The organism is Mesobacillus maritimus (genome assembly GCF_044803185.1).
In the GTDB taxonomy this organism is placed as follows: domain Bacteria; phylum Bacillota; class Bacilli; order Bacillales; family Cytobacillaceae; genus Mesobacillus_B; species Mesobacillus_B maritimus_B.
Window position 1 is genome coordinate 3,819,946 of the sequence record NZ_CP085225.1, and the last position, 12,538, is coordinate 3,832,483.

Annotated in this window: 16 protein-coding genes; 3 read left to right on the forward strand and 13 right to left on the reverse strand. The window is 39.2% G+C overall.

The window, feature by feature from the left end; all coding sequences use genetic code 11:
- Position 1 precedes the first annotated feature (1 nt).
- From LG336_RS18480 to LG336_RS18490, 3 genes are all read right to left on the reverse strand, one after another.
- Positions 2-1,399, reverse strand: a complete 1,398-nt coding sequence (locus LG336_RS18480; protein WP_404328961.1) for a sensor histidine kinase — start codon at positions 1,397-1,399, stop codon at positions 2-4.
- Entirely contained in the window at positions 1,396-2,076 is a 681-nt protein-coding gene (locus LG336_RS18485) for a response regulator transcription factor (RefSeq protein ID WP_404328962.1), read from the reverse strand. The genes LG336_RS18480 and LG336_RS18485 overlap by 4 nt, the downstream gene beginning before the upstream one ends.
- Positions 2,077-2,285: 209 nt before the next feature.
- A complete protein-coding gene (locus LG336_RS18490; RefSeq protein ID WP_404328963.1) occupies positions 2,286-2,573 on the reverse strand; it encodes a hypothetical protein in 288 nt (95 codons plus the stop codon).
- Positions 2,574-2,876: 303 nt separating this feature from the next.
- On the opposite strand from LG336_RS18490, the gene LG336_RS18495 reads away from it, so the two are divergent.
- On the forward strand, positions 2,877-3,119 hold the full coding sequence (locus LG336_RS18495; protein ID WP_404328964.1) for a DNA alkylation repair protein: 243 nt from the start codon (positions 2,877-2,879) through the stop codon (positions 3,117-3,119).
- 18 nt (positions 3,120-3,137) lie between these two features.
- Here LG336_RS18495 and LG336_RS18500 read toward each other — a convergent pair whose 3' ends face one another.
- From LG336_RS18500 to deoD, 4 genes are all read right to left on the reverse strand, one after another.
- Positions 3,138-4,001: a hypothetical protein gene (locus tag LG336_RS18500; protein ID WP_404328965.1), complete on the reverse strand. Its 864-nt coding sequence runs from the start codon at positions 3,999-4,001 to the stop codon at positions 3,138-3,140.
- A 152-nt stretch (positions 4,002-4,153) separates the two neighbouring features.
- Positions 4,154-5,659 carry a S41 family peptidase gene (locus LG336_RS18505; protein WP_404328966.1) on the reverse strand — a complete coding sequence of 502 codons (1,506 nt, stop codon included), beginning with the start codon at positions 5,657-5,659 and terminating at the stop codon, positions 4,154-4,156.
- Between the two features lie 161 nt (positions 5,660-5,820).
- Complete coding sequence (locus LG336_RS18510) at positions 5,821-6,675, reverse strand: D-alanyl-D-alanine carboxypeptidase family protein (RefSeq protein WP_404328967.1); 855 nt, start codon at positions 6,673-6,675, stop codon at positions 5,821-5,823.
- A gap of 106 nt (positions 6,676-6,781) precedes the next feature.
- Entirely contained in the window at positions 6,782-7,486 is a 705-nt protein-coding gene (deoD, locus tag LG336_RS18515) for a purine-nucleoside phosphorylase (RefSeq protein WP_404328968.1), read from the reverse strand.
- Between the two features lie 193 nt (positions 7,487-7,679).
- Between deoD and LG336_RS18520 the strand changes: the two genes are divergently transcribed.
- Positions 7,680-7,808, forward strand: a complete 129-nt coding sequence (locus tag LG336_RS18520; protein WP_404328969.1) for a hypothetical protein — start codon at positions 7,680-7,682, stop codon at positions 7,806-7,808.
- A 44-nt stretch (positions 7,809-7,852) separates the two neighbouring features.
- Here LG336_RS18520 and LG336_RS18525 read toward each other — a convergent pair whose 3' ends face one another.
- Together LG336_RS18525 and LG336_RS18530 are read right to left on the reverse strand one after the other, a co-directional pair.
- Complete coding sequence (locus LG336_RS18525) at positions 7,853-8,623, reverse strand: sporulation protein (protein WP_404328970.1); 771 nt, start codon at positions 8,621-8,623, stop codon at positions 7,853-7,855.
- Positions 8,624-8,832: 209 nt separating this feature from the next.
- Entirely contained in the window at positions 8,833-9,006 is a 174-nt protein-coding gene (locus LG336_RS18530; RefSeq protein ID WP_221872779.1) for a YozD family protein, read from the reverse strand.
- A gap of 163 nt (positions 9,007-9,169) precedes the next feature.
- Here LG336_RS18530 and LG336_RS18535 point away from each other — a divergent pair, with 163 nt between their 5' ends.
- Positions 9,170-9,337 (forward strand): hypothetical protein, encoded by a 168-nt coding sequence (locus LG336_RS18535; RefSeq protein ID WP_404328971.1) that lies wholly within the window; start codon positions 9,170-9,172, stop codon positions 9,335-9,337.
- Here the strand turns inward: LG336_RS18535 and LG336_RS18540 are convergent.
- The 4 genes from LG336_RS18540 to LG336_RS18555 form a co-directional block, all read right to left on the reverse strand.
- Positions 9,334-10,029, reverse strand: a complete 696-nt coding sequence (locus LG336_RS18540; protein WP_404328972.1) for a hypothetical protein — start codon at positions 10,027-10,029, stop codon at positions 9,334-9,336. The two genes, LG336_RS18535 and LG336_RS18540, sit on opposite strands and share 4 nt — an antisense overlap.
- A 154-nt stretch (positions 10,030-10,183) precedes the next feature.
- Entirely contained in the window at positions 10,184-10,405 is a 222-nt protein-coding gene (locus LG336_RS18545) for a YozE family protein (RefSeq protein WP_090749779.1), read from the reverse strand.
- Between the two features lie 83 nt (positions 10,406-10,488).
- Positions 10,489-11,268, reverse strand: coding sequence for an enoyl-CoA hydratase/isomerase family protein (locus tag LG336_RS18550; RefSeq protein WP_404328973.1), 780 nt, complete (start codon positions 11,266-11,268; stop codon positions 10,489-10,491).
- A gap of 18 nt (positions 11,269-11,286) precedes the next feature.
- Positions 11,287-12,486 carry a thiolase family protein gene (locus LG336_RS18555; RefSeq protein ID WP_404328974.1) on the reverse strand — a complete coding sequence of 400 codons (1,200 nt, stop codon included), beginning with the start codon at positions 12,484-12,486 and terminating at the stop codon, positions 11,287-11,289.
- Positions 12,487-12,538: the final 52 nt, after the last annotated feature.

Genomic DNA, 12,538 nt, shown 5'->3' on the forward strand with positions numbered 1-12,538 from the left:
ACTAAATAATCCTGAATAATAACCGGACAGTCGTTCCTTTCCCTAATTCACTTTCAATCTCAATTTTACCGTAATGAAGCGTAATGAGCTTTTCGGCAATGGCTAACCCTAAGCCTGTTCCACCATTGCTCCTAGACCTTGCTTTATTTACTCGATAAAATCTTTCTGTAATGTTCATTAAGTCTTCCTCTGGAATCCCAATCCCCGTATCAGAAATCTCAACGCTAGCCCCGTATGGATGTTTTTCTAAGCTAATAGTAATTGTTCCGCTACTGTCTGTATATCTGACCGCATTATCCATGATATTTTGCAAAATTTGTTCAATTTTCCCTTCATCAGCATCGATGATAATGTCGGGATTAAGGTGAACTGACAACGTAATTTGTTTCTCGTTAAGCACCTGTAAATACTTTTGAACGAAATCCTCTATGAGCTGAGCTAACGGAAAAGGATGTCTTTCAAGCGTAAACTGTCCAGCATCAATCTTCGATAAATCAAGCAAGTCTGAAACAAGCTTGCCCATCCTCCCCGCTTCTCTATTGATAAGCTTGAGATATTTCTCTTGTTCTTGGGGGGATTGAATGACCCCAGAAGCTAACCCCTCACTATATCCTTTAATATAGGAAATCGGTGTCCGAAGTTCATGTGATACATCCGCTAAAAACTCTCTTTTTCGCTCATCTTCTTGTTGAATGGAAGCAGACATTTGATTGAAGGCTGCTGCTAGTTGTCCAACCTCATCCTTTGAATGGATAACTACTCTAGTAGAGTAATCACCTTTAGATACACGTTTTGCAGCCCTTTTCATATCCACCAGTGGGCGAGTTAACCGATCAATCATGATATACCCTATCGTTAATGCAACCACAGTGAAGGCCACTCCACCTATAAGCCAAAGATAAGAAAAGTCCTTTGTTAGCTCTGAAATCTTAGCAAGAGGGACATACAAAAAAATCATTCCCTCAAGAATATCATCATCAATTAAGGGAATGATTACGGCAATCATTTTACGACCAAAAAATTCTTCAAAGCCTATTTTTGCGATAATCTGTCCTTTTTCGAGTTGTGCTAAATCTTCAGATGGAAATAATGTATCATTATTAGTCTCAAATGGTAGACAACTAGTTAACTCCACAGAGCTATGAACCAAAAAAACCTCCATTTCAGACTTTTCATTGAACCATTTAATTTTAGCTTCTAAATCCTCTGACAGCGGTCCTCCTTGATAGTCCTGTGCAAGCATTTCTCCGGTTTCAAGGAGATTTTCTTCAATTCGATCCACATACAATTTTTCATAAAATAAATAGGATAAAATAAAAGAGACAGAAATCGTAATCAGGACCGCGATCGTAATGGTTAGCCACAACTTTTTTAGCAAACTATCTGCTAGGTGTTTCATGAACCGACAACCTCAAACTTATAGCCGATTCCCCAAATCGTCTGAATATAATCTCCAATTCCTAATTTCATTCTTAACGTTTTTATGTGTGTATCAACCGTTCTAAGGCTCCCAATATAATCAATTCCCCAAACATGCTCCAACAACTGTTCTCTACTCAATGCATGTGAAGCATGGTCAATCAAGAAATTTAGTAGCTCAAATTCTTTTAGAGTTAATGGTATGATTTTGCCATCCACACTAACCCGTCGTGCCTTTTTATCAATTGATATTTTTCCATACTTAACAATCTTCTCTTCTTGAATTGTTGGGGAAGTACGCCTCAACACAGCTGCAATCCTTGCAACAAGCTCACCTGGACTGAAGGGCTTAACGATATAATCATCCCCTCCTAGCTGCAATGCCTTAACCTTATCCCATTCTTCACCTTTTGCGGATAAAAAAATGATTGGAACCTGTGAGAACGAGCGAACCGTTTCACAAACAACAAATCCGTCCTCCCCGGGCATCATAATATCTAAAATGACCAAATCTATCTGTTCATATTCTAAAATATCATAAGCCATTGCCGCACTCTCTGCTTGAAAACAGCGATATCCGGAGTTTTCTAGATAGATTTGCACCAAATCTCTCATATCTTCTTCATCATCAATGATCAATACTCTAACAGGATACATCCTTCTCTCTCCCTCAACACAATTTGCATCCGTTTCTATTTTTTTATCAAACTTTTACATTTCTGGACATAAATCTAGCTCATTTTCATTATACCGTTAAAATTCTATTGATATTATGAAATTTATAAGAAGAGTTGTGACTATGACGAAACACTTTTAGCTAATAGTTTGTTCCACTTTCCCCCAAAAATCGTTAAAGCATTATCACTCTAACGAGATTCATTTTCTTTTTCGAGGCTAATCATCAATTCTTTGTACTGGTGCAAGAGCTTAATCTTATCTTCATTTTCCAATGTAGATTCAATAATTCTTTTTGTGCCCAGATAATATTTTTCATAAAACGTTTTTCTAACTCGAGGATGAGTGTTCTCATCCCTTAATTCTCTCAGAATGGCTTCCTTAAGGTTTACTTCGGCATTTAAGTTTGAGCTCAGCTGACGGTTGTTCCAAAGTTTCCGGTATTCACGAAGAAGGAAGGTGAAATTGATTTCATCCATTATGGCTTACGCTCCTCTTTTAATAAAGAATCTATCTACAGTTATCCTCTTTACATAAGTCTGTATTCGTAAGGTTGGTTGTTAAAATCCTAAAGCCGATTTTAACGCAGAAAAAGCGTATTAGTACGTCATAACTAAGTTTGCCGCTCTTTTCTCATACGTTAAAGTTATTTTTCAATGAAAAACATGGCATTAATGTTCTATTTAGCTCCGAAAGCAACAATCTTTGAGAAAAGAGCCTTACATAAACAATCCAAATGATGCAAAAAATAATGATAATAATCATGATGAAGGAGTGATAAAATGAATGTCCCTTACCGTTGTCCAAATTGCCGTACCAATAAGAGTAGGTTTAATCTAATTAAACAAGTCCCTCAACCTGTGAAGCTCAATCCACAGTCTGGAGAGGTTGTAGAGGAATATAGCAACACACAGTTGGACCCTTTCCATACACCTTACAGGGGGCCTGAACTAAGAGTACAATGCGGGGTGTGCGGTCTAATTGAGGATGAAAGAACGTTCATCAAATTTGGTGAGCAAAACTAGATAAAAAGGCTGAAACCATTAACCAATCGGTTCAGCCTTTTTTATTTGGAACGAAATGTTATTATCACCAAGGAAGGAATTTGAATCAACTTTCCAGCCTTCATAAGGGGTAAATCGTACCAGCTTTAATGTTCCATCGTAGCGCCGGTGTCCAATCCCACGCAAATGCATCGTGAGACTAACTGGAACATTCAAAGTCATTTCGCCTTTTAAGTCTTCGACTGGCAAAACAGCCATTCTATTTACCGTTATATTTTCGATTTCAGGAAGAACCATGGCCCAATCAAATTCTTGAAAAGAAGTTAAGGAGACAATTTTAGCATCCTGCTGCTTTAAACCTGCTAAATAGGCATTAGCCAAATCATATGGATTGCTATTCGCCAAAAAGTGTTCCAAATCTCCAGCGGATTTGAGAATCATCAATTTATGAGAAAGGTCCATGAAATTGGTACGATGTGTTGTACTCCCGTAAAAATGAATGCAAAAATGTCCAGGAAAATTATTCTTTAGTGCACCAGCACCGTGTGGCATCCCGTGCATAGATGCGGCAATTTTCCTTTCCTTAGAATGTACAATAATAGCTCGCCGTTTCCAACTCCACTTCCCATTAAAAATCTCCTTCATCATTTTCGTGTCTTTGGAAGTAAGTGGTTGTACATCCGCGTGTCGACTTCCTGCCCTGCGCTGAACCTTAAATTTCTTCCCGGTTTCTAAATCCTCCACAATAAACTTACTGTAGCGTGGGAGCAATTGGTTTACCTGCTCCCATGGAAGCATTTCGTTTTCCCCTTTTTTAGCTTCGACCTTCTGCTCGACCATTGTTAAACTGAGCACAAGAATGATAGCCAAATGAAGTACCCGCATTTTTTTCACCGCTTCCATTTAAGGTCTGCGAAAAAAGTTTTTCCGTTTTCCTACCTCACTATACAATTGATTACACAATAACAGGATTTGGAAAAAATAGCGGTTATCCTCATTTAAAAAATAGCCAATTCAACTAGTTCGTACTGAACGTTGAATTGACCATCCTTTTTTTATTTCTTATTTATTTTTTCTTTGACAACTTCAATTGCCTTTTTCAGCTGTGGATCATCTTCGAGCATTTTATTTCGAACTGCTGTCATTAACTCCATGGTAGAGCTTCCCTCTAAAGTACCCGTTTCTTCAAGTTCTTTTTCCTTCTGGAATTGTTTCACAGCTTCACTAGTCTTTTCATCGAAATAACCATCTTCTCGTCCAGGATCATAGCCGAGAACCTTCAGCATCGTTTGAGCAGCTTTAACTTGTTCTGATGCTGTTGAAAGCTTTAACTCGGTTTCAGGGTCAATAAATGGCAGGGACGCATAATCAGGCATTGACACCTCATAATCAGGCTTAATCCCTTTTTGATGAACCCAATTTCCATTTGGAGTCAACCATTTTTCAGTAGTTAGTTTAAGATTAGAACCATCTTGGAAGTTTTCGGCCCTTTGGACCGTTCCCTTTCCAAAAGTGTTTTGACCAACTAAAGGAACCCCAGCAGATTCACTAACTGCGCCTGCTAAAATTTCTGAAGCACTAGCACTTCCTTTATCTATGACAACAACTAATGGGAAGTCCCCTTCATTGCCTCCAACTGATGGATACTCTTGAACATTGCCTTTTCGATCTTCTACTTTAAATAGTAGTTCGCCTTCTGGTACAAATAAGCTGGTAATCTTTATTGCTTGATCAAGCAACCCACCTGGGTTTTGACGTAGATCAAGTACAAGCCCTTTCATCTCTTGAGATTGAAGGTCTTTCAAAACCTCCTCAAGTTCTTCAAAAGTATGTTCAGAGAAGTTTGTAATTTGGACCTTTCCAACGCCGTCTTCTAGCATCTCACCGTATACTGTTTCAATCGGAATGGTATCCCGTGTAATGGTAACCTCTGTTGGTTCAGCATCACCACGTTGAATAGTCAACTTCACCTTTGTTCCTTTTTCTCCTCTAATTAATGCAACAGCTTCAGTTGTACTCATTCCTTGAATACTTTCCCCATCTACAGTCAAGATGAGATCCTCAGGGAGTAGGCCGGCCTTTTCCGCAGGTGAGCCTTTTAAAGGAGTAACAATCGCAATATGCCCATCCTTTTCTTGTATTTCTGCTCCTATCCCTTCAAAGGAAGCAGATATACTCTCGTGGAAACTTTTTGCATCCTCTAAGCTCATATAATCGGAATAAGGATCATCTAAGGATTCAACCATTCCACTTATGGCCCCATCTATTAGCTGCTGTTCATTTAAATCAGTATAATAATTATTTTTTAACGTATCATAGGCTTCGTATAGTTTAGAAAATTCTTCTCGTTCACGAATCACTTGTACTACTTTCTTATCATCATCGCCAAATGCTAAAGCAAAGGTTGTAATTCCTGCTGTAATGAAGACAATGAAAAATAAAAGCATAGCAAAATGAAATTTTTTGATTCGCATAACATTCTCTTTTGAATCAGTCTCTCCCAATTGTGCAGAAGGACCTTCTGTCTCTGTACTTTCACCATTCGGTTTCTCTTGGTCCATTTTTTCACCACTTTCAATCACTAGGCTATATTCAATTCCTATTTTTTAGAATAACACTTTTATACAAAAAAAAACAGAAAAATAACGGGCGCCTATTTTTAGACAAATTAAAAAAACAGCACTTCAGATTTGCGCTGTCTTCTTCATTGATACAATCAATACTAGACACTGTCCTTCATTTTCTTGGCCTTTTCAAAATACTCTTCTAACGTCCAATCATTTCGATAGATTTCCTTCGCAACTTCGTGACCCACGTATCTGTAGTGCCATGGTTCATACATATATCCGGTTAAATGTTCCTTCCCTTTAGGATACCTAAGAATAAACCCAAACCTGTGTGCGTTCTTTTCTAGCCATTTGCCCTCAGGTGTTACTCCGAATTGTTCAGTTAAGCTTAGGCCAACACTCCTGCTTGAGATATCCATAGCCAAACCGGTTTGATGTTCACTATTTCCAGGTGTAGCTACAGCCTCTACAGCCATTTTCCCCCCTATATTCTGTACTTCAGCAGTAAAGAGTGTTTCTTGGCGATCATACGAACGATAGCCTGAAACAGCATATAGCATAACCCCGCTTTGCTCTGCATCAGCAAACATTCTCTCTAGAGCCTTTGCAGCTTCCTTCCGTAACTTACTCTTTTCAACATCCTCATTACCAAAAGAAAAGGAAACATTTGGCCTAACTAAATCATCTGGAAAATACTCGGCTGGTAACCCAAAGTTTTTATTAACTAAAGCAAATAGATTGGAAGCATTTTGAATTACTTCCTCTCCATTAACCGTTTGAATCTCATTAAAAATTACTCCCTCTAACAACATTCCTTCATCTTCAGAAGCTTGTTCACTAGTAGAATTTAGTTCTTTAAAAGCAGACCCTTCTTGTGTAGATTTCGATGAACTTCCCTCACCGGTATAATCTGTACTATTTATAAAGGGTAACTTGTCCATCAATAACTCCATTGAAGTACAACCTGATAAGAAGAAAACCACTAAACAAAGCAACCAAAACTTTTTCATAACACTCATCCTATTCATGGCAATTTCTAGTTACCATAAATATTCACAGTAGGTTTCCCTTTTATACCTAAAAAAAACCCCTTTCTATGTGGAAAGGGGCTTTTCATTATTCTTTTATAACAGCTTCTAATGAAACTTCAATCATTTCGTTAAAGGTTGTTTGACGCTCTTCGGCAGTTGTTTCTTCACCTGTTAGAATATGATCACTGACTGTTAAAACAGATAATGCCCGGCGGTTTAGTTTTGCTGCTAACGTATAAAGTGCAGCTGTCTCCATCTCGATTGCTAGGATATTATACTTTGCCCATTTCTCAAGCTCAGCATTGTCATTATAGAACTGGTCAGCTGTAAATACATTTCCAGCTTTCAAATTCAACCCTTTCTCTTGACCTGCATGGTACGCCTTTAAAAGGAGGTCAAAATCAGCGGTAGGAGCGTAATCAACCCCACCAAATGTCAGGCGATTCATCTGTGAATCAGTAGAGGCGCTCATTGCCAAAATAACATCACGAACCTTGACATCCTTTTGGATGGCCCCGCATGTGCCCACACGGACAAGTGTTTGAACATTATAGCTGTTCATTAATTCGTTTATATAGATTGAAATGGATGGTACTCCCATTCCTGTACCTTGAACAGAAATTCTTTTCCCTTTATATGTACCGGTATACCCAAACATATTTCGAACTTCATTGTACAGTTGAACATCCTCCAAGAATGTTTCAGCAATATATTTTGCTCGTAATGGATCTCCTGGAAGTAATACTGTATCCGCAATTTCATGTTCTTTTGCATTGATGTGTACACTCATTGTCTAACCCTCCATCTTTTACTTAAGCAGATTCGTTAAAATGATACCATAATATGTGTAAGCTGGGAAATCCTTCGTTAGGTTATTTTCACTACGTAAGGAAAAGCTAGAACTAGCTTGCCCTTTCCTTTTGGATTGATTCCAAAAGCCGGCCAGCAGAATGAAATAACCTATCCTGAAAGGAGTTTTAACTTTGGGAAAAAAACACCGTAATCGAATCAACTCTCCAAAAAAGAATAACCATATCTCACCAGAAGCAATTATCGCAGAACACAATGCACATGCAAAAGAGATCGTGTCTGCGCGCGAACGAAAACAATAAAAGAAAAAACGATGAAGCAATTAACCTGCTTCATCGTTCCTCTCTTAGCTATATCGATTGATTATTGATTCTAATTTCTGCCTTAACCCTGGTAAATCACTAGTTGTAACAGAGAAGCGGATATTGCTTTCATCCATTTCTAAAGCCTCTGAGAGAAAACCGCCAAGACCCCGTGCCCTGCGATCTACCTGCATATAAATCTCGACCTCATTTTCAGAAACTGGAAAAAAGACAAGTTCTAGTTCATCCAAGCGACCACGGAAAGGCCCCATTATAGGAACAAATTCAAACTCTTGAATAAATGGTAATCTTTTACGTATACGGTATGGTGCCTGTTCACAATCTACCTCCCGTAGCCTAAAGCCTAAATCCTCAATAACATTTAAAACCGAATCCATCAGTCTGTTTGGAACAATCTGAAGGTAATCTTTGTCCGATGGATCAACGGCATTTTTGATGTCCAGTGCTGTTGTCACCCAAATTTTTGTTCGACCAATTGAAATTGGTACATCTAATGGTAACACAATAGAGAAAGGGATTTCCTTCGTTGCTCCTGGACCAATGGAAAAAGGTTCATTTAAACGGAAACGATCAATCACCACTGGTACATTGAGCTTGCGATCGTTCGATTCTTTTAAGTAAGTTGTGTTAAGACTTAGATATATCTCATCTACCTTTTGCTCTGTATTGCCACCTTTAATGTGAACAATGCCTCTAATTTCGCCACCAGGGGCTACTTTGTCCTTCTCTAATTTTGTATCCACCTGTGCTGACCCAATCCCAATACTAGCAAGAGCCTTATTAAATAGTGACATACTCATCTTCCTCCTCTAGCTTACATATTAAAAATTTTTTTATTATGTATTTAACCAATGTTAAATGTGCACTGTTCCTATCCTAAAGGTTCGCTTTTATCTTACTTTTTTCCTTCAGCGTTTATGTATAAAGAGAAAAGTTTCAGATTTTTGTCACATTCAATCTATTAAAAAAGGCGGACCAAAACGGCCCGCCTCCTTATTCATTATCATTCATTATCGACTTCCTCATCGATGATACACTTATCTAGAAGATATTCGAAGGTAATGTCTGCAATTTCCTCCAATTCACCTTCATTGGGAACGTATCCCCTTTTGACTAACTCATGAAAGAAAAATTCCGCAATTTCTTCCGTATCAATGAAAACTTCAATCTCCTTCACCAGAATCGCCCCCTTTGTACTGAATGTATGAATGCACCTACTATTTCATGCATCTTTACAATGGAAGCCTTTTAAAAATTCCAAATTAACGAAACTAGAAGTCTATCCTTTATTGGACAAGCATAGAATTTATCAACATAGTTCATAAGGGGTGTTGATTGATATGGGAAAAGTAAAATTAGTTGCACAAGCTGTTACAGAAGACCTTAATTCTGAGGATAGTGTATTAATTGATGTGATGGAAAAGGGGACTGACTGGCTTTTTAAGCTGATTGTATTTTTAGGCGTTCCGTATCTGATTTATGTGGTAAGCCAATTTTTCACCATTTAAACATGACTTTTTCCGTCATTAACGATTACAGCTAACTTTCGCAAGATGACTTTCATGACATGCGCATATTCTTCATCTCCAAACCACAAGTAAAGAATACGATAATCATTATAGATATCAAGCATGCTGTCAATTAAACTCTGTTTCATGCTTTTTTTTCGCAACTCCTCTTTTTCCGATTTTCGATTCGAAGAAGTTTGTTTTTTGTTTTCTGGAGCAGGCAATGTTTTCTTGTCCGTGTTTAACAACAATCCAAACTTCTTGATAAAAATATCGGCACTTTCGGCGTCTGCGATAAGCGTTAGTTCTTCTTCCCCAGCTTCGAGCCATTCACCGTCCTTGATTCGGGAGAGCTCATAAATAACATCCTCCCAGGAATCCTCCTTGTAACGCCAGATTTCTGTTCGAAATCCGACGATTTTAAAAAGATCCGAACCATATCCTTTTACTTGGACAAGGTCGCCAAAGAAAAACTTATATTCTATATCAATATGCTCTTTTTCAAGGAGCTTTCCTTCGTATTCATCTAACGGCATTAGGCTTGATTCAAGATACAACCCTTGGCCTTTATTTATTTCATATACGTACAGCCCGTCAAGCCATTTAACATTTGTTACCTTCCCAACGGTTCCATAGATTGTGATCACGACTGTATCACCGATTTTATATTTCGGTTTTTTCTTGTTTTCCATTTCCTCCATCCTCTCAATGATGCGTCGTGAGTTATTACCACATTATATGCGGAGGATGATTAAATCGACACGCCTAAAAAAGAAAAGAGGCCTAATCCCGATAAATAACCGAGGGCCTCAATAGAAAATCGAAGTAAATATATTTTCGTACATTTTATCCTTCTGTCTGCAAGTAAATCTCCCATGCTTCATCAAAAATGGCCATGCTCTCAAGGTATTGACCGTTAAACTCAAGATAGGAGCTTACCTCATCATAGTCCTCTGAGTTCTTTGGAAAGCTATGGTCTTCATACGCATTATTCGCAAAACGACTGATATCATCCTTTGGCTTCGGATGACGGTATTTCATTAAGAAATGATAAAAACTCTTGTACATATTGAACGCCTTCCTATAGTTAAATGTTTGTCCTTAACTATAAACGAAAGCTCCGATTTAGTACAAGAGTTTTAGATTAGATTTTACCTATTCATAAATTCTGGTTTTCTTTTTTCAGTAAAAGCAGCTGTCCCCTCATTCTTATCTTCTGTTGCAAAAAGGACCGCCTGTGCAAGCTTTTCAATAATCAACCCTGTTTTTTGATCCGTTTCGAATCCAGAATGAACGGCAAGCTTTGCTAACTTCACGGCTAGCGGACCTTTTGCTAATATCTTCTCTGCCACTTCTACGGTCTTTTCTTCGAGTTCCTCTGGCGAAACGACATCCGAAACTAAACCAATTCGATGCGCTTGTTCGCCATCTAGAATTTTCCCGGTAAGAATCATATCGAGTGCAATCCCTTTACCCACAACCCTTGCCAAACGCTGGGTACCACCCGCTCCTGGTATGATAGATAAATTCAATTCAGGCAACCCGAACTTTGCATTCGAGGATGCAATCCTAATATCACAAGAAAGTGCTAGTTCACAGCCACCCCCAAGCGCAAAGCCGTTAACCATGGCAATTGTAGGCTTATCGTACATTTCAATCTTATCGTAGACCTCTTGCATACTGTTTGGTTTAAAGACATCAAGGAACGTTTTTTCCTTTAGCTGACCAATGTCCGCTCCTGCAGCAAACGACTTTTCCCCTTTTCCTGTAAAAACAACACAGCCAACCGTATCATCTCGTTGCAGCAGATCAAGAGCACCAGCGATTTCCTGAAGTGTCTCCGTATTTAACGCATTTCGAAGCTCAGGCCGATTAATGACTATATAAGCAAGTTTCCCATTTTGGGTGATTTCGATATTTTTAAAATTCAAAGCGCTTCAGCTCCTCTATTACTCGGTAATATTTTCTATTAAAATCGCCATTCCCTGGCCGCCGCCGACACAAAGTGTCGCAATTCCATATCGCTGATTCCGTCTCTTTAATTCATACAATAAAGTCGTTACAATTCGAGCACCAGTGGCTCCAACCGGATGACCAAGGGCAATTGCTCCGCCATTGACATTAACTTTTTCTTGATCAAGGCCAAGCTCACGAATTACTGCCAAAGCTTGAGAAGCAAAGGCTTCATTTAATTCAAACAAATCAATTTCTTCAATGCTTTTACCAGTACGTTCAAGCAACTTTTTCACAGCCGGAACTGGACCAATTCCCATAATTTCCGGTGATACCCCTACAGCAGCCCAATCAACGATGCGCGCAAGCGGTTTTACCCCTTTTGCGTCGGCTGTTTCTTCTGTCATTAAAACAACAGCAGCGGCACCATCATTACGGCCACATGCATTACCAGCTGTCACGCTTCCACCCTTACGGAACGCTGGCTTCAAGGTAGCAAGCTTTTCAATTGTCGTATCCGGGCGCGGATGCTCATCCGTATCCACAACGATTGAACCTTTTTTTGTTCTAACCTCAAACGGAGCAATTTCCTCTCTAAATTTTCCTTCCTCGATGGCGACACTTGCTCGACGCTGACTTTCAATTGCAAACGCATCCTGATCTTCGCGAGATACCTGATATTTTTCTGCTACATTTTCTGCGGTAATCCCCATTCCAAGATTATCACCGTATATTTCTTTTGGCTGCTGACCTGCTTCCGTATTGGAATCGACTAAATGAGCGCGGTCACCACCAAAACGCGATCCACGTAAATAAACAGGCGAACAACTCATACTTTCCGTCCCACCGGCAACAACAATTTCCGCTTGACCTGATTGAATTTGCTGAACACCAGAAGCAATTGCCTGCATCCCTGACGCACAAAGTCGATTAATCGTAAACGCCGGGACGGTTTCAGAAATGCCCGCCCTCAACGCCGCAACCCTGGCCACATTCGATGATTCTGTGCTCTGTCTCACCTCTCCTAATATCACTTCGTTCACTTGATCACCGGAAATGTTCGCACGTTTTACTGCTTCCTTGACAACATGGCTGGCTAAAAACCCTGAATTAACCTCTTTAAAAGAACCCCCGTAACGACCAATTGGTGTACGGGTCGCACTAACAATGACAATGTTTTGCTTTTCTCCCATCATTCCTGCTCCTTCCAAAATAATCTAGTTTATATTCCTTCATAATTGACCAGCA

Coding starts and splice junctions, on each gene's coding strand:
- LG336_RS18480 (WP_404328961.1), bottom strand. CDS start 1,399: ATGAAACACCTAGCAGATAGTTTGCTAAAAAAGTTGTGGCTAACCATT.
- LG336_RS18485 (WP_404328962.1), bottom strand. CDS start 2,076: ATGTATCCTGTTAGAGTATTGATCATTGATGATGAAGAAGATATGAGA.
- LG336_RS18490 (WP_404328963.1), bottom strand. CDS start 2,573: ATGGATGAAATCAATTTCACCTTCCTTCTTCGTGAATACCGGAAACTT.
- LG336_RS18495 (WP_404328964.1), top strand. CDS start 2,877: ATGAATGTCCCTTACCGTTGTCCAAATTGCCGTACCAATAAGAGTAGG.
- LG336_RS18500 (WP_404328965.1), bottom strand. CDS start 4,001: ATGGAAGCGGTGAAAAAAATGCGGGTACTTCATTTGGCTATCATTCTT.
- LG336_RS18505 (WP_404328966.1), bottom strand. CDS start 5,659: ATGGACCAAGAGAAACCGAATGGTGAAAGTACAGAGACAGAAGGTCCT.
- LG336_RS18510 (WP_404328967.1), bottom strand. CDS start 6,675: ATGAAAAAGTTTTGGTTGCTTTGTTTAGTGGTTTTCTTCTTATCAGGT.
- deoD (WP_404328968.1), bottom strand. CDS start 7,486: ATGAGTGTACACATCAATGCAAAAGAACATGAAATTGCGGATACAGTA.
- LG336_RS18525 (WP_404328970.1), bottom strand. CDS start 8,623: ATGTCACTATTTAATAAGGCTCTTGCTAGTATTGGGATTGGGTCAGCA.
- LG336_RS18535 (WP_404328971.1), top strand. CDS start 9,170: ATGGGAAAAGTAAAATTAGTTGCACAAGCTGTTACAGAAGACCTTAAT.
- LG336_RS18540 (WP_404328972.1), bottom strand. CDS start 10,029: ATGGAAAACAAGAAAAAACCGAAATATAAAATCGGTGATACAGTCGTG.
- LG336_RS18545 (WP_090749779.1), bottom strand. CDS start 10,405: ATGTACAAGAGTTTTTATCATTTCTTAATGAAATACCGTCATCCGAAG.
- LG336_RS18555 (WP_404328974.1), bottom strand. CDS start 12,486: ATGATGGGAGAAAAGCAAAACATTGTCATTGTTAGTGCGACCCGTACA.